Consider the following 20,840-nt stretch of genomic DNA (forward strand, 5'->3'; position numbering starts at 1 on the left):
GTTATTAGCAGACAGCAAAGGATCTGAGAAGGTGCTAAATGAAAATGACATCTATTATATCAATGAGTAGCGTCTCAAATCCCTACGACGGTACTAACCGGTTCAGGTTCGACGGGTTTGTTCTCAGCAACACTGTTTTGCGACAGCCGCACCCCGTTGAGATAGCGGTATTGTAGAGACTTCGGCTACGTCTGCAAAGTCTCATCATAGAGGTTTACCGCTTGAGATGAGTGTGAAACAATTAGCTATCTTTTTAAATTTGTTATATCGAGAGGTAGTCTGGTGATCGATGATGATGGCTACCGCCCGAATGTAGGAATTGTAATTTGTAATCGCCAAGGGCAGGTTCTGTGGGCCCGCCGTTATGGGCAGCATTCCTGGCAGTTTCCTCAAGGGGGTATCAATCCAGGGGAATCACCAGAGCAAGCGATGTATCGCGAGTTGTTCGAAGAAGTTGGTTTAAGTCGCAAAGATGTACGGGTTCTTGCCTCAACCCGGAGTTGGTTGCGTTACAAATTACCCAAGCGTTTGGTGCGTTGGGATACAAAGCCTGTTTGTATTGGGCAAAAGCAACGTTGGTTTTTATTGCAGTTATTGTGTAATGAAGCGGATATTAATGTGCAGCGCAGTAAAACTCCGGAGTTTGATGGTTGGCGTTGGGTGAGTTATTGGTATCCTGTCCGGCAGGTTGTTTCTTTTAAACGAGATGTCTATCGACGCGTGATGAAAGAATTCTCTTCTATTGTAATGTCAACGCAGGAGCCAGCTTCATTATTCCATTCACCTTATTTACATCGTCGTAGAAAAAGTTAGGTCATTGCCATGCTCATGCGCTTACGGGAAATTGTCGAAAAGGTTGCAATGGCCGTTAATTTATCTGAAGCGCTTGAGTTATTGGTCAATGAAACGTGCCTGGCAATGAACACGGATGTTTGTTCTATTTATTTGGTGGATCATCAGCGGCAATGTTATTACCTGATGGCAACCAAAGGGTTGAGAAAACCCAGGGGGCAAGCAATTAGTCTCTCCTTTGATGAAGGCGTTGTGGGGCAAGTTGGGCGTCTGTCCGAATTAATTAATCTCGCTGATGTCCGTGAACATCCCAGTTTTAAATATATTCCCCAAGTAAGAGAAGAAAGTTTGCGGGCTTTTTTAGGTGTACCGATTATTTATCGTCGCCAATTGCAGGGAATACTCGTTGTCCAGCAATATGAACGACGGTTATTTAATGAAAGTGAAGAATCTTTCATGGTGACACTGGCGATGCAGCTTGCTGCCGTTCTCGCTCAGGCGCAAACCAAAGGGCTATTCGGTCGATATCGACAAACTCGTATTAAGGCGCTTGCCATTTCTAACGGCATTGTGATGGCGCAGGGATGGCAAGATCGCTCCCAACCTCTGTTGGAACAAGTGACTGAAGCATTGACGCTGGATTGTCAGGCTGAACGTTCCAGGCTAACTTTGGCTCTTGAAGAAACAACCGCTGAATGTCGTCGTATCAGCAAACGCTTTACTGCCAATTCACAGAAAGAAAGCGCCGCTATTTTTGATCTCTATTCCCATCTATTAAATGATCCTCAGCTTAAGCGGGATCTGTTTTGTGCCGTTGATAACGGTTTTGTGGCGGAATGGGCAATTAAAACGGTGATTGAAAAATATGCTGAACAATTTGCCCGCTTGCAAGATCTTTATATGCGCGAGAGGGCATCTGATCTGCGCGCGCTCGGTCAGCGGGTGCTGTTTCATCTGATTGGTTCTTCCACTGAGAGCAGGCAGTGGCCGGAGCGCTTTATACTGGTTGCTGATGAGCTTAGTGCCAATTTGTTGGCTGAGTTGCCACAAGATCAATTGGTTGGTGTGATTGTACGAGATGGCGCGACTCATTCTCATTCTGCAATATTGGTTCGTGCGATGGGAATTCCCGCGATCATGGGGGCGGATATCCAGCCTGAGTTATTACACAATCGGACACTCATCCTGGATGGTTATCGTGGAGAAATTTTTATTGAGCCAGAGCCTCTGATTACCCAGGAATACCAACAAATCATCGAGGAGGAACAGGTTCTCAGCAAGCTGGCTGAATATGAACAGCAGAAGCAAGCGCGGTTAAAAAGCGGAGAACGGGTTCTGGTGCAGCTCAACGCGGGCTTGAGTTTGAAACATGAACGGCAGATAGAAGACAATATTGATGGCATCGGGCTGTACCGCACAGAAATTCCTTTTATGTTGCATAGTGGTTTTCCATCAGAAGATGAGCAGAAAAATCGCTATCAAGAGATACTGGAACTTTTTCCTGATAAGCCAGTGGTATTGAGAACACTGGATATTGGCGCTGATAAACAACTTCCCTATATGCCCATCAATGAAGAAAACCCTTGTCTGGGGTGGCGGGGAATTCGTATCACGCTGGATCAACCGGAAATATTCCTGATTCAGCTTCGTGCGATGCTAAAAGCCAATGCACAGACGGGCAATTTAAAAATACTCTTGCCGATGGTAACCAGTATTGAAGAGATTGATGAAGCCCGAAAACTGATTGAGAGAGCGAAAATTGAAGTAGAGCTGACGTTAGCTGAGACAATCACAATGCCTCAGATTGGTATTATGCTTGAAGTTCCTTCTACCCTTTTTTTGCTGCCCCAATTAAAGCAACGGATTGATTTTGTTTCCATTGGCACGAATGATTTAACCCAGTATTTACTTGCGGTGGATCGCAATAATACACACGTTGCTTCGCTATATGATAATTTGCATCCTGCGGTGATTAGGGCTTTGAAACTTGCCTTTGATGAATGTCAGCGTCTTAATCTCCCGATTAGCATATGCGGAGAAATGGCAGGCTTACCAATGGGGGCACTCATATTGCTTGGCTTAGGTTACCGTAGCCTGAGCATGAGTGGTCACAGTATTCCGCGTATTAAGTATTTATTGCGCCATTTGGATGCCAAAGAACTTGAGCGTTTTATTGGGTTGGCATTGCAAGTTGAAACCAGCCATGAAGTAAAAGCATTGTCAGCCGAATTTATGGAATCACGAGGTTTGGGGGGCTTGATTCGAGGAGGGATTTAGAGAAGTTATACAAAAAAAGGGACTTAATTATGCCTAAGATTCCAGTAGAAACTAATGATCGTATGTCTTTACGAATTTCTTCAGACGACAAATTGTTGTTGATGCGTGCGGCCGCCTTGCAACACATCAACTTAACCGGGTTTGTAGTCTCTACCAAGGTTCATAAGAAGTGCCACGACAATCACTTTTGGTCTAATGGTGGGAGCAAATCACTTGCCTGTGTTATTATCTGCGATTATTTGTCTTAACCCGTTCAAGTCATATAATTTATTCGCACAAGATCATTCATTCACACAACATATTTTTAGTGGGGAACGATGAGCACTAGCTATCTGGCATTTCCTAATATTGACCCAGTCATATTTTCAATCGGGCCTGTATCCCTCCACTGGTACGGTTTTATGTATCTGGTTGGCTTTGTTTTTGCCATGTGGCTGGCAAATCGCCGTGCGGCAAAGCCAAACAGTGGCTGGAACAAAACCGAAGTTGAGAACCTATTGTATGCAGGGTTTGTCGGGGTTTTCGTCGGTGGGCGCCTCGGTTATGTCCTGTTTTATAATCTCCCAATGTTCCTTGATAACCCGCTTTATCTGTTTAAAGTTTGGGATGGCGGAATGTCTTTCCACGGTGGATTGATAGGCGTTATCTGCGCCATGTGGTGGTTTGCGCGCCGCACTAAGCGTCACTTCTTGCAAGTCGCCGATTTCATTGCGCCATTAGTTCCCTTTGGTTTGGGAATGGGGCGCATCGGTAACTTTATCAATGGAGAATTGTGGGGGCGTGTTACGCTTGATACACCATGGGCGATGTTATTCCCAGGTTCTCGCAGTGAAGATATCGCAATGGCTACCACCAACCCTTCGCTATGGCCAATTCTGGAAAAATATGGTGTTTTGCCCCGCCATCCATCACAGCTTTATGAAATGGTGTTGGAAGGCATCGTATTATTTATCATCCTCAATTTATTTATCCGTAAACCGCGCCCAATGGGGAGTGTTTCAGGTTTATTCCTGATTGGTTACGGTGCATTTCGCATAATAGTCGAATTTTTCCGCCAGCCTGACGCACAGCTTGGGCTGTTTGAAGGGATAAGTATGGGGCAAATCCTTTCTGTCCCCATGATTTTCGCGGGAATACTTTTGATGATATGGGCGTATAAATGCCCTGGCAATAAAACTCGTAATAACAAGGTACAAGAGGCAAAATGAAACAGTATCTGGATTTAATGAAAAAAGTACTGGAAGAGGGCACGGCAAAAGACGACCGCACGGGGACGGGAACCCTGTCTATCTTTGGTCATCAGATGCGTTTCAATTTGCAAGACGGTTTTCCGTTGGTAACAACCAAGCGTTGCCACATTCGTTCTATTATCCATGAGTTGCTGTGGTTCTTGAATGGCGACACCAATATTAAATACCTGCATGATAACGGTGTGTCTATTTGGGATGAATGGGCTGACGAAAATGGTGATTTGGGGCCTGTTTATGGTAAACAATGGCGAGCCTGGGGTTCTGCGGATGGTCGTCAAATCGATCAATTAACCCAGGTTATTGAGCAGTTGAAAAGTGATCCTGATTCACGTCGGATCATCGTTTCTGCATGGAACGTTGGGGAGTTGGATAAAATGGCGTTGGCGCCATGCCATGCTTTTTTCCAGTTCTACGTGGCGGACGGTAAACTTTCCTGCCAGCTTTACCAGCGCTCTTGTGACGTGTTCTTAGGGTTGCCATTCAACATCGCCAGCTATGCTTTATTGGTACATATGATGGCTCAACAATGTGATCTTGAAGTTGGTGATTTTGTTTGGACGGGGGGAGATACTCACCTTTACAGCAACCATTTGGAACAGACCAAACTGCAATTAAGCCGTGAGCCACGTGCGTTACCCAAATTAGTTATTAAGCGCAAGCCAGACTCATTGTTTGATTATCAATTCGAAGACTTTGAAATTGTAGATTACGATCCGCATCCCGGTATTAAAGCCCCCGTTGCCATTTAATCCTCTTTTTCCATCCTCAAGTCTGGGGATGGAAAACTTATTTACCAACATCAATTATTCATTCGATTAATCATATTTCGAACTGCGAATTCATATCATAGAAACCTTGACATTTTTTGATCAATTAGTAGATTGATTGTTTATAACATCAACAATAGGCGAAATTGATATGTTAAATAATGAAGTAATTGAATCATCCTTTATGACTGGGCAATTAAGTTTGAATGCAATTGTCATAGACGTATTTAAATATGATGATGGATATATCGTTATTACAAATAATAGCCCTTTTTATCCTCAAAATTATAAGTGGGGTGACCAAAAGAGTGATATCGGGGTTATCGCCTTTAATAACCATACATTAAATATTGTAAAGACTTATACCGCGGTTATCATTGACGGTAAGATTTGTATTGGTCATGATATCCCTGATAAATTAAATTCAGAAGATAAACTTATTCCAGCACACTATTTAGAGTCGCTAAACGGCCTAGAATGTCAATCTATGGTAGGTGAAAAAGTTAAATTATCGGTTGATGCTGAAGCCAGATATAAAATTAGTGCAGCACATAGCATGACTCATTTTATGTCTTTAGCCTTAAATAAGGTGGCTAATAAATATTGGAATAAAGATTATGATACGGATAGTCTGGGTAACTACAATTTAGATAAAGCAGCAATATTTAAGTCATCAATTTCTGAATTAAAATCCGTAGATACATATCGGTTTGGTAAGTCGTTAAAGAAAAAGGGGTTTGATAAAGCATCATTTTTGGCAAATATTGTGAGTATCAATGAAGAAATGAATTTAATCCTAAAAAATTGGCTTTCAACAGGGAGTGAAATACAGGTTGAATATACATCAAAAAATATTGAAGATTTTCGCTTATGGAAAAGTACGGTAGAAAATCGTCCGGTTGTTATTCCATGTGGTGGAACTCATATAAAAAACACAGAAGAAATACAAGATGTTAAGGTAGAGATAAAGCCAGAAGAAAATGATGAATATATTGTGATTACGACACACTGTAAATTGAGATAATAAAATATGATCAGCTTTGAATTGTTATCTATATTTATTCTATTGGCATTACTCTCTTATTTGACCCCTGGACCTGATTGGGCTGTTATCAGTAAAGGGGTATTTAAGGGGAAGAGAGAAGGAATGATCACTGCATTTGGTGTACAGTCGGGGCTATTTTTTCATCTTGTGTTAGGATCATTAGGCGCTACAGTTATTCTGGCAACATCGAAAACGGCATTCAATATATTACAAATAATCGGTGCCGTTTATCTTGTTTATCTCGGAAGTTCGGGATTAAGAGAAATTTATCGCAATAAAAAACAACAACAGTCGATGACTGATTCACAAGAAATCATTCGGCAGAAAAGAAATCCTTTTTTAATCGGGTTATTGGCTAATGTATTTAACCCTAAAGTAGCCATATTTTTTATCAGTATTCTACCTCAATTTATTAATCCGGCACTACCTCCTCTTAGGCAGGTTATCATACTTGGGATGATTGATATTGTCATTGGGATCTTATGGTGGGTAATATTTGTCCATGCACTTTCTTATATTCAGAATGTATTTTTGAAAGGAAATTCCCAGGTTATTATAGAATCTGTAACTAATATTTTTTTGCTGTTGTTTGGGTTTATTATGTTAGTCGGTGCCATTTTTATGTAATTGATTTATTACCGTAGAGTGTTATTTTGTCCGAATTTATCTATAGCGTCATAGGTGCATCAATGTAAGATGAATTGATGCCATTATTATTTTAAATATATGAGGTTAGGTAATGAAAGATAGAAGACTTTGTGTTGTTTATGATGATTCTTTTTATAATAAATTAGGTGTAAATAATATTGCAAAAAATGCATTTTTTAATGTGGTTTGTTTTTTTAAATATTATAATTTTGATGTCTATAACATGCATGATTATATATCAAAAGAAAATAGTTTAAGTAATGTTGATATCTTGCTTACAACTTATGATGTTTCGCAATCTAATTTAGAAAATCAACCCAGATTATCCATTATATTTTCTTTGTCAGATATATACTCTCATGCTGAAAATAATACTTTTAATAAAGGTGTTGTTACCAAGGTCATAGAGTTTAAACATAAAAAACATAATTATTTAAGTCAACTCGATGGAGAAATGAAAATAATTTATGAAGGGGATGAATTTCATTTGCATGGTAATTATGTCAGGCATTTTATTGATTATGATGGATGGCAAGATTTTATAAGTTATAACGATTTTGTCATTGGAGTGAAAAAAGAGATAAATAACAAAAAGTTCTATTGCTTGGGGTTGTTGAATACTTACTCTTCTTTCTATTTTGCAAGATGTGAAAATGAGATTTTTTTAAAGAAAATGATTTTTGACATTATCGATGACGATCAAAAAGAGTTTTATTTTCAATCGGGGATAAGTTTTTCGAATAGTATTATTGAATATAGAGAGCCAGATGCTACTCGTAATTTATCTGAAATTAGAGGTGACCATATTATTTATATAGATAATCATGAATTACTTAGAAAAGGATTCTATGGTGATGAGTTACATAGCCCTTATAACAACTTAGATAAATTTCTTTCTGAAAGCTTTAAACGTATAATTTTCCTTAACCAAGAAATCATAGAAAGTTTATATAATTTTAAAAATTATGGTAATGATTATGGTGTATTATTATTAAAGGGTTTAAACTTTGATGATGTTTTGCCACCCACTCCATTACATGCATTGCATTATCCCGATAGAAGTAATTTTTATGGTGAATTGTGGTTAGCCATGATTTCAGAATTTCTTGGTTATGCTGTTGGGTATTCACAGGAAAAAAATGGTAATATATTCCAAAATTTGGTTCCTGATGTAAAAAAAGAGTTTCTATTATCATCAGAAAGTTCAAAAAAGGAACTTGATTTTCATACGGAAATTGCTTTTCATCCATTAATGTGTGATTACGTTCTGCTTTATTGTTTACGTCAAGATCATGAAAAAAGTGCCAGGACCTTTATAGCAAGCGCCAAGATGATGCTCCGTGACTTATCTTTTAGGGAAATTCGAATATTGTTTGAGCCACTTTTTATAACCGGAATAGATTACTCTTATGGTAGTCCTAATGGTGTAAAAGGTAATGGCCCGACAACTTCAATTCTTTATGGAAATCCTAATGACCCTTATATGATCTACGATTTAGATTTAATGCAAGGAATTAATGCTGAGGCAGAATTCGTTCTCGATAAACTCAAAAAGATTGCTAACAAACATAAATATTGGGTTGCTCTTGAAGCAGGAGACTTACTTATCATTGATAATAATCGATGCGTGCATGGCCGTTCTGAATTTATACCGCGTTATGATGGCTGTGATAGATGGTTATTGCGTACCTGCGTATTAACTAATATTAAACAGGCAATTCCTGATGTACTTGAAGAATCCAGAATTATTAATACACGTTTTTTTATTTAAGTTCTTCTTTGATAATAAATTTCTATTTGTAAAATAATATTTTAATGATTTTATTTGTTACTATTTGGATTTTTGTTAAATATACCAGAAAAAATAGCATGATATTAATTTATTTTGAATTGAAAGGGGGGTTGGATTGAACAAATAAAGGTAGTGAATTAATTAAAATAGAATAATTAAAGAGTGGATTTTATTCTGCTCTTTTTTATTTTCACGGTGAAGATATTGATTTAACTTTGTGAACCATCACGCAATAAAAATGTAAAAAAATAAAATTTCCATTTTCTCTTCAAATCTCTTCGCAGAATTAAACAGTGGTACTGTTCATTTAGCTTCTAATAGTCGATATTTCCCTTGACCAGATTGAACCGAAGATCAACGTCAGAAAATAATGGAATATAAATACATTAACAATCATAATGGGTTTACTTTATTGGAGTTAATGATAGCAATGCTCATCATTTCGATGAGTTTGTCCTGGGGATTATATCATTGGGGGAAATATCAAAGCCGCCAGAATTTGCAATCAGCAGTGCATAATGTGTTGTCTTTTATGGAAAGGCAGCAAGCTTTAGCCAATTATTCAAATAAAGATCGTATCTTATGGTTAGTGACAGGGCAGCCTTGGTGTTTGATATCGTCTGTCACCAAAATAGCTGATTGTGATGAAGGTGATGGGGAGCGCGTTGATTCTCCTCATGAAGATGTGTTTTTATCATTTTCCACAACTGATCGCATTGATTTTTATGGGATCAGAAATACAGCAATGCCTGCCAGTTTCACTCTGGAAAACTCAGCAGGTAAAATTAGGGTTATCGTTTCTGGACGTGGGAGAATTAGAACATGCAGCAATACAATTAACTCATTTCCCAATTGTGAGGGAATAAAACCCCATGATTCTGACTAACTTTTGCCACAAAAAAACACAAGCAGGATTTTCTTTATTAGAAATAATGGTAGCTCTGCTAATCAGTAGCGTAATTTTTGTTGCCATGACAAAAACGTATCCGGTTTTAACCGGCCAAATTTTCGATCTCTATCGTAAATATAGATTACATTATTTGGTGAACAGAACAGCTTATTTGATTGAGAAAGATATTCGGCGGGCAGGGTATTGTCGGGATAGAGAGCAGTGCAAAGGTGATCCATTGATAATTAACAGTAAAAATACGGAAACCGCCAATTCCTGTCTTATTGTTGCTTTTGATCTCAATTTAAATAATCAATGGGAAAAAGCAGGTCATAGAGAGTCTGAATTTTTTGGTTATCGTTTAAATAATCGCGCTCTTGAGTGGGAGAGAGGAGTAGACGATTGTCAGGAAAGTGGTTGGGAAAGGTTATTTGATCCAAAAGAGATTGTCATTGATACCTTTCATCTTGAGAAATCACAAGCAAAAAGTGGGGAAATTTTTGTCACTTTGTCTATTGATGCCCATTGGTTGCAATCCCCGTCCATTGTGTACCGCCACCAAGCCACAATCCGGCTGCGTAATATCCGAAAATAAAGATATTGGGAAAATAAAATAGATGGCAGATAAACAACAGGGAAATATTCTGCTGATATCGATAATGATGCTTCTGGCGCTGAGTTTGATGATGTTGAAAGCGCTCCATTACCAACAGGAAAATGCGATGCTTATGATGATGGATGAACAAAATTATTTGCAGGCTTTTTGGCGTGCTGAATCATCATTGATATGGGGAAAGGCGCAATCATGGCAGATCAATCAGCCAGAAACGAGCGCTTGGGTTTGTCTACAACATACTGAATTTCATTTGCAAAGTTGTCTGAAACACTATTCAAACAATCTTTTTTTATTAAAAGGGGTTGCTCAATTTGCATCAGGAGAAAAGCTCGAACTTTATCAATGGATGAAACAGGTGAAACCGTTAAATCAAGAGACACTTATTCCTATTGAAAGCGGTTGGTTGGATTTTTGCCCTGTTGCTCAAGCTGAGTTTTGTTTATGAAAACCAAACGACAAGAGGGGATGAGTTTACCGGAAGTCATGATTGCGTCAGCCGTATTTGCGATCTCTTTATTGGGTTTAGTGCGTTACCATCAAGTACTGTCAACCAACTTTCAGCAATATTGGGGGCAGCTTAAGGCAGTACGATATGCCCATAATCAATTGGAACAGTATGAACGTTTGTCAGGCCAGATTGATTTGCAGAAAGAAGAGGAGACAGCTATACAGCGGGGATGGAAAGTGGAAGTTCAGCGAGAATTTCGTTCTTGGGGGTGCTATCAGGTAACGATTAAGCTGACAGTACATTACAATAAACTAAGTAAATTGGAACGCTGGTTTTGTGCAAGTGGGAGGCATAAGATTGAAATCTAATATGGTCTACTAAGGTAAATTATTTATATGCATTAAACTTCAAGTTGCAATTTACAACACGATATGAAACCTGATTTCTCCCCGCTTTGCGGGGAGAAATCACATGCATCTTGAAGTTAGATTGGTATAAATAAAAATTAATTATATTGTTTTAATTTTATTGTGGTCTACTGCTGTCTTTCTGAATATCTGCAATTTATTGTATAAAATTTCCCTACATAACTTACCTATACAAGGTTAGTGATTTATGAATCTGACAGATTTGGCAATCAAGTGAGACAAACGATAATTGGCGTTAGCCCCAGTGAATTGCGTAACGTTGAATGGTCAGAAATTGATTTTGATAAAGTCCAATAGTAAATACCAACAGAAAAAAATAAAAATGTACTATCCTCATAAGCTCTCCACTTGACCAGACTAATACATTAACCCGATCAAGCGGAGAAGATAAGCGTAACTCATCAGTATTGTACTACGTGTTACTCTCTTATATTTATAACTTTAATTTCTTAAGATAATCTATTAATAGTCGTTGGCGTAGGGAATAACGATGAGCATAAGGCCATATCACATAAATAGGTGTGCTTGCATCAATAATATATTCATCAAGTACAGTACAAAGTTCTCCTGAGTCAATATAATTTTTAATTGACACGTGAGGTAAGTATGCTATCCCAACTCCACTTAGAACTAATTTTATTCGTGTGTCAATATCATTGCATATAATCGTTTTAGGTAGGTGTAAAGATTTTATGTTTTGCAAAGGCCATTGCTGAATTATTCCTGTATTTTTTGATCGGTAATGAATTAATGAGTGAGATAAAAGATCTTCTACTTTTTTGGGATGACCGTAACTCTTTAAATAGTTAGGGCTTGCTACAATAATACTATCAATATCTCCTATGTAGTGAGAACGTAAATTACCATCGGGATCATTACCAACTCGCAACGCGGCATCATAATTTCCCCCAACTAAATCAACAAATTGTTCTGTGAAGTCAAATTCAATTTCAATTTCTCTATGTTCCTTCAAAAAATCATTGAATTTTTCACTAAAAAGATTAGGGATTGGAGCTATACTAATTTTTAGTTTTCCAACTGGATTTTCAGTGGAAGAAAGTATTTCTTTTTGAATGTTATCTACTTCTTCAAGTATGTATACTGCATGATTCAAAAAGAGTTCCCCTTCATATGTAAGAGAAATCCTACGAGTATTTCGCTGCAAGAGTCGTGCTCCTACGCTGTTTTCTAGGCTAGTTACACGTTTACCGACTGCAGATGCACTAAGTCCCAAAGCACGTCCTGCAGAAACAAAGCTTCTTACCTGCGCCACCTTGACAAATACAGAAATTGCAGAGAGCGAATCTATCATGTCTTACCCTTCAGATTATGGATTGCCGCCGAATCTGGCAGCATAGTCTGGAATGAATACTGGGTTATTCTATATCATAAATTGTTGTAAAGTTATTGGTGTGCTAAAAAGTGTTACTTCTAAGGGTATAACTAATAGATTTAATCAGTTATCTCACTAGTTATACGGATTACATAAACAATAGTTAGATACATATAAAAGGGAAAAGTATGAGTTTTTCTTATTCATTATCGAGCTTGCCTTATTATCGTTCACCTTTAGCTAAAAACACAGTTCTAACTTGGAATATGCATGCGACTCAAGATATTGATTATCATGTATCTGTAGTTAAAGATATACTTAACTCCAATAATCCGGCTTTGGCTCGTACATGTACATCTGCGAGGAGAACTAACATATCCAATGCGGCTACCGTGAGTTTATTAACCAGTAGTGGGGAGATTGCTGTTTTGGATACTCTTGCCGAATTAAGTAGGAGAAATATTGCTCTTGATGCGTTAGTGCTAGAGAACGACTATCGCGATGGTATATTAGAGCGTGCTCAGTACGATATAAATAAGCTTTCAAAATAGTAGATCACTTGAAGGGAACTCAGTCCAATTTTTGCGATCTGATTAATCGCCAAATCAAAAAAATCCCAAAATGGACTGAGTGATGCGAATCATAGCACCAATACCCCGAAATGAACGACGTCAGATGAAAAAATTTATTCATAAAACCCGGGATAAAGATTACGCCCGCCGACTCATGGCACTCTTGATGTTACATGAAGGTCAGACCGTTTCTTACATCGCCAGAACCCTTCATTGTTCACGTTCTTCCGTCCATCGTTGGATAAATTGGTTAACGTTATATGGGCTGGAAGGATTAAAAAGCTTACCGAGAGGAAGGCCTACTCGATGGAATTTAGCCCCGATTTTTAGCTTGTTGTCGTTCTTATTATCACACTCCCCGCAGGATTTTGACTGTTTGCGTTCACGCTGGAGTATTGAACTTATCACTCAGATAATCAATGAATTATTAGGGGTATCACTGTCGAAAAGTACGCTTTATCGTTACTTTTGTCAGGTGGGTATTGTCTGGCGAAGAGCGGCGCCTACTGTCAAAAAGCCTGATCCGGAGTATGACGAAAAAATGGCAAAAATCACCGAAGCCTTAGCCAACGCATCAGAGCAACATCTTGTTTTTTATGAAGATGAAGTCGATATCGATCTGAATCCTAAAATCGGGGCAGACTGGTGTCTAAAAGGACAACAAAAACGCGTGATGACACCGGGGAAAAACCAAAAGCACTACCTTGCAGGCTGCCTTGATGTCCGAACAGGTCAAGTGACTTATGTCGGTGGTATAAAGAAAAACGCTGATTTATTTATCAATATGTTAGAGAAAATTAATCGTCAGTATCGTCAAGCCAAAAGTATCACGTTGATTTTGGATAATTATGGTATTCACAAAAGCCATAAGGTCAGGGAATGGCTAAAACAAAATCCTCAATTTAACCTGTTATTTTTACCGGTCTATTCGCCATGGCTAAATAAGATTGAACGCTTGTGGCAATCCTTGCATGAAACCGTCACCCGAAATCATTGCTGTCAGTATATGTGGCAACTCTTAGCGTGCGTTGAAGAATTTATGATTGCATTTTCATTCGGGCAACAACCGGGAATGAAAAAAATGAGTGTATCGTTATTATGAAAGTTTATTTATATTGGCTAAGAAACTATATTTCTAATCTAGAAATGATACCTATTTGACAGACGATTAAATAAAATCAGAATTTATATTTTTTAGTAAAGTATTTGAGGGTATACATTTTTATTATACCAAGAATAAATAAAGGAAGTATATATACTCAATAATGATGATTAATTGCGAAAGTTGTTTTTGCCAATTGGCGATTGCGAAATCTACTAAACCTGTTTTTATTCTTATATATGAAGAATAAATCCACTGATTTTAGTTGGTGATTGTTGAGTGTTCAGTAATCGTTTTAATTCGTTAAATAACGTGATACTTAATTAATTTTAAGTTACCAGTAGTTCCGTTCAGCATTTGCTGGTTCGCACTACAGGAGTGTAGAAGAAAATATTACATTTGATATATCACGTGTATAAATTTATTCAACTCAACATACTTACTGTATTAAGGAATTCCTTATGCCCATAATTCTTTTCGCACTAATGTTAGGTGTTTTTTGTCTGGGAACAGCAGAAATTATCATTTCTGGACTATTGCCGATTGTAGCATCAGATCTCTCCGTCTCGCTACCAGATGCAGGTCTATTGGTTACTGGATATGCTCTGGGTGTAACAATTATTGGACCGTTCGTTACCCTGCTGACCACGCGCGTACCACGCAAAACTCTGGTTCTGGGACTGATGCTTCCGTTCATTTTAGGCAATGTTTGGGCTGTATTAGCCTCTGATTATCAAATGCTAATGGTTGCGCGAATTTTAACATCGATCAGCCATGGAACATTCGTTGCTGTAGCATTCAGTCTTGCAGTAACTTTATCTCCAGTTAACAAGCAAGGTTCCGCAATGGCTAAAATCGCCTTAGGTTTTAATTTAGCTAATGCATTAGGTAGTCCACTTGGAACGTTTATTGGGCAGAACTTTGGATGGCGAGCAACATTTGTGGTGATTGTCATCATTGCAATCATTTCTGTAGTGTTGATGGCAGCATTTATGCCTTCAAATTTGCCTCAAGCTGAACAATCAAAACCCGGAGCTATGCGTCGGGAATTAAGTGCTTTAAATAACCCCTCGCTTGTTTTTGCGGTAATCACTACGGTGCTAGCACAAGGTGCGGTATTTACAGCTTCAACCTATGTAGTACCCCTGCTAATGGATATAAGTCACTTCGGTCCCTCTGCAATTTCTGCTCTTCTAGTAGTTTTTGGCATTGGAGCTATCATTGGCAACTTCGTAGGTGGTCGCTTAGCGGATAAACATGTCTTGCGTGGAGTCACTACGGTATTAAGTAGTTTAGTCATTGTACTTATTGTGTTCTGGATGACAAGCCCTGTACCTATTCTCTCAGCTATTACGTTGTTTATATTTGGCGCCATTGGGTTTTCAATCATTCCGTCGCTTCAGGCCCGGATTCAATCGTTAGCAATGGCCGCTCCTACGTTGGCACTGTCAGTTAACGTGTCTGCATTTAACCTAGGAAATGGTCTAGGCGCTTGGATGGGAGGTACAGTGCTTGGGCTAGGATTTGGAATACGTGCTGTACCATTGGCGGGAGCAGTACTGGCTGCTATCAGTTTGGTTATAACCATTATGGCTTGGTATCTTAGTCGTCAAAAAACGGCTCAGGTTTTGGAATAAAAAAGATAAATACCTCATTGATGCCTATTCCAGTAAGCGTTATTCCCGTGACTATTAAACCATCGAAACAATATGGGATTGATGCAGTTTCGGTGGGTATTTAATAAATAAAATAACTTTTATGAATAGGCTCTTATGGCTCTCCGGTTATAGCTTTAACCATTTGTTTATAGGTAAGATTTATTATACTTAAAATACTAGCATATAGGCCTAGGCTGGATGAATCAATAAATTGAAATTTAAGGAACTAGTATATCGTATTTGCCATCTATACCAATCGCCTTTCAAGATGCGTCTTATATGTCCCCGCGTAGCGGGGAGATATAAACAATCACATTGACTTGCAAGCTACAATTTGAAGTTGGATTGGTATATTTATAAAATGGTTGAGCTCTCAAATGGTACAGTTAAATGCATCACAAAAAATTTTCCTCGACAAATTCTCAGTGATGATACTCTCGTGATTAGGCTTGATTATATGGGAGTTTGCCGTATCTTTATTAAAGAAATTATTGGTTCCCGGGATATTCTAATAGATCGTGGTTCTCTTTTTGGCCATGAATTTGTAGGAATTATGTTTTTTGCAGGCATTAGTACTGGATATCAGGAGGGTGAGCCAGTAACTTTTAATCCTAATATTACTCCTAATCGAACTGCTGGTTTCGTTGAGTATGTTTTCGTTCACGGGTTGGAGGATGTGCTAGAGCAAGCCATCATCCGAGTAACCGAAATATAACATTCTGCACAGAATTTGGATGCCAGAACCAATGGCTTGTCTTGGTCATGCTACGAAAAAGTTAATGGAACTTGCAGAATTACCCAATTTGGAGGGAAAAAAGTAGGAATTATTGGTGCAGTCTGTTCAGGTATTATGTTCTCGATGTATGCGAAACATCTATTAGCAGAAGTGCATATATTTAACCGTGGTGAAATGCGGCGTAATTTCGTATTAGACAGGAAGTTATTGGAAGAATATGAAGTTAGCGCTCTTACTGAAGTGGAAAATTATCGAAATATTTTTGAGATCGTAATGCTAGTTGTATTGAAGCAACAAAGTGAATGAATTGACCACAAAGAAGTGCATTACCTGACTTTCTAAGGGAACCTTTATTGAATGAGAACGGGATGCCCGTTGTGGGATTTACCTGATGAATTTAAAAAATGGAATATCCTCTTTAAACGTTTTAATGAATGGTTAAAGAAAAGGTATTTTGAAATTATTATTCAAATTATTATCTGAAAATACGGATGCTGAGTGGTTATTCAGTGATAGCAGTATTGTCCGTACTCATCAACACAGTTCAGGCGCGATTTCTACAGAAGATGAATCTATCGGTAAGAGCCGAGGCAGATGCTCGACTAAACTTCATTTAGCCGCCAACAGTTACGGTTTGCTTGTATATTTTGAGTTATCTGGCGGTTAAACGAATGATATTGTGCATGTGGAAGGTTTGGTCAAATATTCACCGGCATCAGACTATGTGATTGCTGATAAAGGTTATGATAGCGGCGATTTTAGAAGTTTCGTTGAAAAAAGGTGAGAAAACGGTTATTCCTTTATCGAAAAAATAGCCGAAAATCAGATAAGAATATTAATAGTTTTTTATACCGTTATCGACATTTGTCGAAAATGCGTTTGCCATTATATGGCTACCGATGTGGGTTGAGTGAATGATGAACAATAAACGTTAACACGCCCTAGCAGCAATTTTATTTGTATAGAATCCTGTATACATTTTATAATGATATTAAATAAATTATTTAATATCAATACGTTAAGTGATTTTTATATTCCGGTGGAGCATTGATGTTTAGCGTTTATCATTCGAATCAGCTCGATATTCTCAAGGAATTGATGGCGATATTGATTGGGGAAGATCCCCTTTCTGACCCATTTGGCAAAGAAGTGATTTTGGTTCAAAGCCCAGGAATGTCACAGTGGTTGCAAATTCAGCTGGCAGAAAAACTGGGTATTGCTGCGAACATGGAGTTCCCACTGCCTGCAACCTTTATCTGGCAGATGTTTACCCGAGTGTTGCCTGATATTCCCAAAGACAGTCATTTCAGTAAGGATGCTATGAAGTGGAAATTGATGACTTTACTGCCCGATTTGTTGACAGAGCCAGAATTTTCAGCGCTCAGGCATTATCTTGATCAAGATATTGATAAACGTAAAATTCACCAGTTGGCTGGCAGAATTGCCGATCTGTTTGACCAATATTTGGTTTATCGTCCACATTGGTTAGAAAGCTGGGAAGAGGGTCAATTAATTGACGGCTTGGGTAGTAACCAGTTATGGCAAAAAAGGCTATGGTTTGAACTGACAGCATATACCCGCCAGTTACAACAACCTTTGTGGCACCGCGCCAATTTATATCAACGATTTATATCGACATTGGAGGAAGGGAGCTTTCCATTAGGGGCTCTTCCCTCGCGTATTTTTATCTGCGGTATATCTGTATTGCCTCCCGCTTACCTGCAAGTATTGAAGGCATTGGGTAAACATATTGATATTCATCTTATGTTCACGAATCCATGCCAATATTATTGGGGTGATATCCAGAGTTATGCTTTTCTTGCCAGATTAAATAGCCGTAAGCCAAAACATTATAAGAGCAGGCAATTGCTGGAAAGATTCAAAAATCCCGAAGAGGCGCCATCGCTGTTTAATGCTGAAGGGGAACAGGAGTTGAATAATCCATTGCTGGCATCTTGGGGAAAATTGGGAAGGGATAACCTCTACCTGTTGTCACAATTGGAGCCAGATTCCGATATTCATGCCTTTGTTGAATCAAAACCAGATTCTGTCTTGCACCAAATTCAACAAGATATCCTTAATCTTGAAGATCATGCCCAGATTGGTTCTACCGAAAATTCCTTCAAAAACAGCCTGAAAAAGCGCCCATTTAATGGTACTGATCGCTCATTGACTTTTCATTCATGCCATAGCCCACAGAGGGAAGTCGAAGTATTGCAGGATCAAATCCTGCATTTATTGGATGATGACCCTTCACTGACACCGAGGGACATCATTGTGATGATGGCGGATATCGATAGCTATACTCCCTATATTCAAGCTGTTTTTGGCAATGCGCCTGATGATCGTTATATCCCTTTTGCTATCTCTGATCGTAAAGCTCGTCAGGCACATCCTGTCTTGCAGGCATTCATTACTCTGTTGGATCTGCCGCAGAGTCGGTTTACGGCAGAACAGGTGTTGGCATTATTGGAAGTTCCTGCTTTAGCTAATAAATTCGCGATTCAGGAGGAAGGATTGCGTTTATTGCGACGCTGGGTAAAAGAATCGGGAATTTGCTGGGGGTTGGATGATGACAATATTGAAGCATTATCGTTGCCTGCCACAGGGCAGAATACCTGGCACTTTGGCCTGACGCGTATGCTATTGGGTTATGCGATGGATAGCCATGCCGGGCCGTGGAACGATGTTTTGCCTTATGATGAATCCAGTGGGCTTGCTGCTGAACTGGCAGGGCAATTAGCTGAGTTTTTAATGGCATTGAATCGCTGGCGTAAAATTTTGGGTGAAGCACAGCGATTGACGGATTGGTTGGTTATATGCCCGCAACTGCTGGAAACTTTTTTCGAGATGGATGATGAAATTGAACTGGTTCTGGCACTTATTACTCAGCAATGGCAAAAAGTGATTGATGATGGCCTGAATGCCCATTACGAAGGACGTATTCCTTTGGTGTTGTTGCGTGATGAGTTGGCGCTTCGTTTTGATGATGAAAAGATCAGCCAGCGTTTCCTCGCCGGAGCACTCAATTTTTGCACTCTGATGCCTATGCGCTCCATTCCTTTTAAAGTGGTTTGCTTGTTGGGAATGAACGATGGCGTTTATCCACGTACTATCCCGCCACTTGGGTTTGATCTGATGGCAGAAAAGACTCAGCGAGGAGATAGGAAACGGCGCGACGATGACCGTTATCTCTTTCTGGAAGCGTTGGTTTCGGCGGAACAATTTCTCTACATTAGCTATATTGGTAAATCGATTCGCGATGATACTGAGTGCAATCCCTCCGTATTGGTCAACGAATTATTGGATTATATTTGTCAGAGTTTTTGCTTAGCCGGCGATGAAATGTTGAATGTTGATGACAGCGCCAGAAATGTCAGAAAACATCTGCTATCACAGCATACCCGTGTGCCTTTTGCGAAAGAGAATTTCTTACCTGACCATCACTTACAAAGTTATGCTACAGAATGGTTGCCAGCTGCGACACAACAGGGGGTTTCAGCAACTGATTTTTGTCAGCCGATTGCTTTTGATCGCAGTGGGGTAAAAGAAATTGCATTAGATGAGTTGATCCGCTTTTATCGACACCCTGTCCGGGCATTCTTTCAGCGACGACTGAAGGTACATTTTGTCATTGAAGAGATGGAGTTACCCGAAGAAGAACCTTTTGTGCTGGATAACCTGCAACGTTACCAATTTAACCAACTACTGCTAAGCATCTTGATTGAACAGGGGGCACCTGAATCTCTGTTTTACCACCTCCGTGCGTCGGGAGGGTTGCCCTATGGTTCCTTTGGTGAAGTTTATTGGATGGAGCAACTGGAATCCATGCAGCCTTTGGCCGCCAGGGTGCGTGAAGAGAGAACGACCTCTTCTTCTATTGACCTATATGAGCCATTAGACACGGTGGTATTGACTGGCAGCATCAGTCAGGTACAGCCTGATGGAATTTTACGTTGGCGACCAGCGAACTTAACGGCCAATGATGGTATCCAATTATGGATTGAACACCTTGCCTATTGTCTTTCAGGTGGAAGTAGTGAAAGCCGCATATATGGAACAGGTAAAAAGGGCAAAAAAGAGAAGGAAGATAAGAAGGTGTCAGAATATCGATTCTTAGCGTTAAAACCGGAGGAGGCGAAGCACTATTTGAACCAGATGATAGAGGGGTATTTTCAAGGTATGTCTGAACCTCTTCCTTTGTTTTGCCGAAGCGGCTGGGCATGGTTAGTTGACTGTTTTGATAAGGAAACGGGTGAAATTGATTTTCGCGAAGAAGTTCAACAAAGCGCTGAAAATAAATTAATGGAACACTGGTTAGGAACACATGACAGGAAAGGAGAAAGCGCTGATCACTACGTACAACGGGCTTTCCGGCAAGTTGATCAATCACTTTTGGAGCGAATGAAGCGTGAAACTAAGCACTATTTACTGCCGATGGCACGCTATTCCAATGGATCATTATTTAAATAATTAGGGAGAATATT

Annotated in this window: 18 protein-coding genes, 2 pseudogenes and 1 riboswitch; of the genes and pseudogenes, 19 read left to right on the plus strand and 1 reads right to left on the minus strand. The window is 39.2% G+C overall.

Annotation, left to right across the window (positions count from 1 at the left end):
* Positions 1-61: 61 nt before the first annotated feature.
* Positions 62-166: riboswitch (TPP riboswitch) on the minus strand.
* 116 nt (positions 167-282) lie between these two features.
* The 12 genes and pseudogenes from rppH to WDV74_RS02450 all read left to right on the plus strand — a co-directional run bounded on the left by rppH (position 283) and on the right by WDV74_RS02450 (position 10,892).
* The gene (rppH, locus tag WDV74_RS02395) at positions 283-813 is read left to right on the plus strand and encodes an RNA pyrophosphohydrolase (protein ID WP_189761004.1); all 531 of its coding nucleotides are present in this window, start codon (positions 283-285) and stop codon (positions 811-813) included.
* 9 nt (positions 814-822) lie between these two features.
* Entirely contained in the window at positions 823-3,069 is a 2,247-nt protein-coding gene (gene ptsP, locus WDV74_RS02400) for a phosphoenolpyruvate--protein phosphotransferase (protein ID WP_338884365.1), read from the plus strand.
* Between the two features lie 29 nt (positions 3,070-3,098).
* Positions 3,099-3,221: pseudogene (locus WDV74_RS02405) on the plus strand (DUF1778 domain-containing protein); the annotation flags it as partial.
* Between the two features lie 165 nt (positions 3,222-3,386).
* The gene (gene lgt, locus WDV74_RS02410; RefSeq protein ID WP_338884367.1) at positions 3,387-4,277 is read left to right on the plus strand and encodes a prolipoprotein diacylglyceryl transferase; all 891 of its coding nucleotides are present in this window, start codon (positions 3,387-3,389) and stop codon (positions 4,275-4,277) included.
* Complete coding sequence (gene thyA, locus WDV74_RS02415; protein ID WP_338884369.1) at positions 4,274-5,068, plus strand: thymidylate synthase; 795 nt, start codon at positions 4,274-4,276, stop codon at positions 5,066-5,068. The genes lgt and thyA overlap by 4 nt, the downstream gene beginning before the upstream one ends.
* Positions 5,069-5,237: 169 nt before the next feature.
* The gene (locus WDV74_RS02420) at positions 5,238-6,110 is read left to right on the plus strand and encodes a hypothetical protein (RefSeq protein WP_338884371.1); all 873 of its coding nucleotides are present in this window, start codon (positions 5,238-5,240) and stop codon (positions 6,108-6,110) included.
* A gap of 6 nt (positions 6,111-6,116) precedes the next feature.
* On the plus strand, positions 6,117-6,758 hold the full coding sequence (locus tag WDV74_RS02425) for a LysE family translocator (protein WP_338884374.1): 642 nt from the start codon (positions 6,117-6,119) through the stop codon (positions 6,756-6,758).
* A gap of 112 nt (positions 6,759-6,870) precedes the next feature.
* On the plus strand, positions 6,871-8,550 hold the full coding sequence (locus WDV74_RS02430) for a TauD/TfdA family dioxygenase (RefSeq protein WP_338884376.1): 1,680 nt from the start codon (positions 6,871-6,873) through the stop codon (positions 8,548-8,550).
* Between the two features lie 391 nt (positions 8,551-8,941).
* Positions 8,942-9,457 carry a prepilin peptidase-dependent protein gene (locus tag WDV74_RS02435; RefSeq protein ID WP_338884378.1) on the plus strand — a complete coding sequence of 172 codons (516 nt, stop codon included), beginning with the start codon at positions 8,942-8,944 and terminating at the stop codon, positions 9,455-9,457.
* Positions 9,444-10,055 carry a prepilin peptidase-dependent protein gene (locus WDV74_RS02440; RefSeq protein ID WP_338884380.1) on the plus strand — a complete coding sequence of 204 codons (612 nt, stop codon included), beginning with the start codon at positions 9,444-9,446 and terminating at the stop codon, positions 10,053-10,055. The genes WDV74_RS02435 and WDV74_RS02440 overlap by 14 nt, the downstream gene beginning before the upstream one ends.
* Positions 10,056-10,143: 88 nt before the next feature.
* Positions 10,144-10,521 (plus strand): YgdB family protein, encoded by a 378-nt coding sequence (locus WDV74_RS02445; RefSeq protein ID WP_338885516.1) that lies wholly within the window; start codon positions 10,144-10,146, stop codon positions 10,519-10,521.
* Positions 10,518-10,892: a prepilin-type N-terminal cleavage/methylation domain-containing protein gene (locus tag WDV74_RS02450; protein ID WP_338884382.1), complete on the plus strand. Its 375-nt coding sequence runs from the start codon at positions 10,518-10,520 to the stop codon at positions 10,890-10,892. The genes WDV74_RS02445 and WDV74_RS02450 overlap by 4 nt, the downstream gene beginning before the upstream one ends.
* Before the next feature lie 493 nt (positions 10,893-11,385).
* On the opposite strand, the gene WDV74_RS02455 is transcribed toward WDV74_RS02450, so the two are convergent.
* The gene (locus WDV74_RS02455) at positions 11,386-12,264 is read right to left on the minus strand and encodes a LysR family transcriptional regulator (RefSeq protein WP_338884384.1); all 879 of its coding nucleotides are present in this window, start codon (positions 12,262-12,264) and stop codon (positions 11,386-11,388) included.
* Positions 12,265-12,473: 209 nt separating this feature from the next.
* Here WDV74_RS02455 and WDV74_RS02460 point away from each other — a divergent pair, with 209 nt between their 5' ends.
* From WDV74_RS02460 to recC, 7 genes and pseudogenes are all read left to right on the plus strand, one after another.
* A complete protein-coding gene (locus WDV74_RS02460) occupies positions 12,474-12,836 on the plus strand; it encodes a hypothetical protein (protein ID WP_338884386.1) in 363 nt (120 codons plus the stop codon).
* An 82-nt stretch (positions 12,837-12,918) separates the two neighbouring features.
* On the plus strand, positions 12,919-13,959 hold the full coding sequence (locus tag WDV74_RS02465; RefSeq protein ID WP_338883023.1) for an IS630 family transposase: 1,041 nt from the start codon (positions 12,919-12,921) through the stop codon (positions 13,957-13,959).
* A gap of 461 nt (positions 13,960-14,420) precedes the next feature.
* The gene (locus WDV74_RS02470; protein ID WP_338884388.1) at positions 14,421-15,596 is read left to right on the plus strand and encodes an MFS transporter; all 1,176 of its coding nucleotides are present in this window, start codon (positions 14,421-14,423) and stop codon (positions 15,594-15,596) included.
* 382 nt (positions 15,597-15,978) lie between these two features.
* The gene (locus WDV74_RS02475; protein ID WP_338884390.1) at positions 15,979-16,332 is read left to right on the plus strand and encodes an alcohol dehydrogenase catalytic domain-containing protein; all 354 of its coding nucleotides are present in this window, start codon (positions 15,979-15,981) and stop codon (positions 16,330-16,332) included.
* A 36-nt stretch (positions 16,333-16,368) separates the two neighbouring features.
* A complete protein-coding gene (locus WDV74_RS02480) occupies positions 16,369-16,659 on the plus strand; it encodes a hypothetical protein (protein WP_338884392.1) in 291 nt (96 codons plus the stop codon).
* A gap of 36 nt (positions 16,660-16,695) precedes the next feature.
* Positions 16,696-17,237: pseudogene (locus WDV74_RS02485) on the plus strand (IS5 family transposase); the annotation flags it as partial.
* A 166-nt stretch (positions 17,238-17,403) separates the two neighbouring features.
* Complete coding sequence (recC, locus tag WDV74_RS02490; protein ID WP_338884394.1) at positions 17,404-20,826, plus strand: exodeoxyribonuclease V subunit gamma; 3,423 nt, start codon at positions 17,404-17,406, stop codon at positions 20,824-20,826.
* Positions 20,827-20,840: the final 14 nt, after the last annotated feature.

The sequence above is a fragment of the Xenorhabdus sp. TH1 genome (assembly GCF_037260955.1).
GTDB classification, from domain to species: Bacteria; Pseudomonadota; Gammaproteobacteria; order Enterobacterales; family Enterobacteriaceae; genus Xenorhabdus; species Xenorhabdus griffiniae.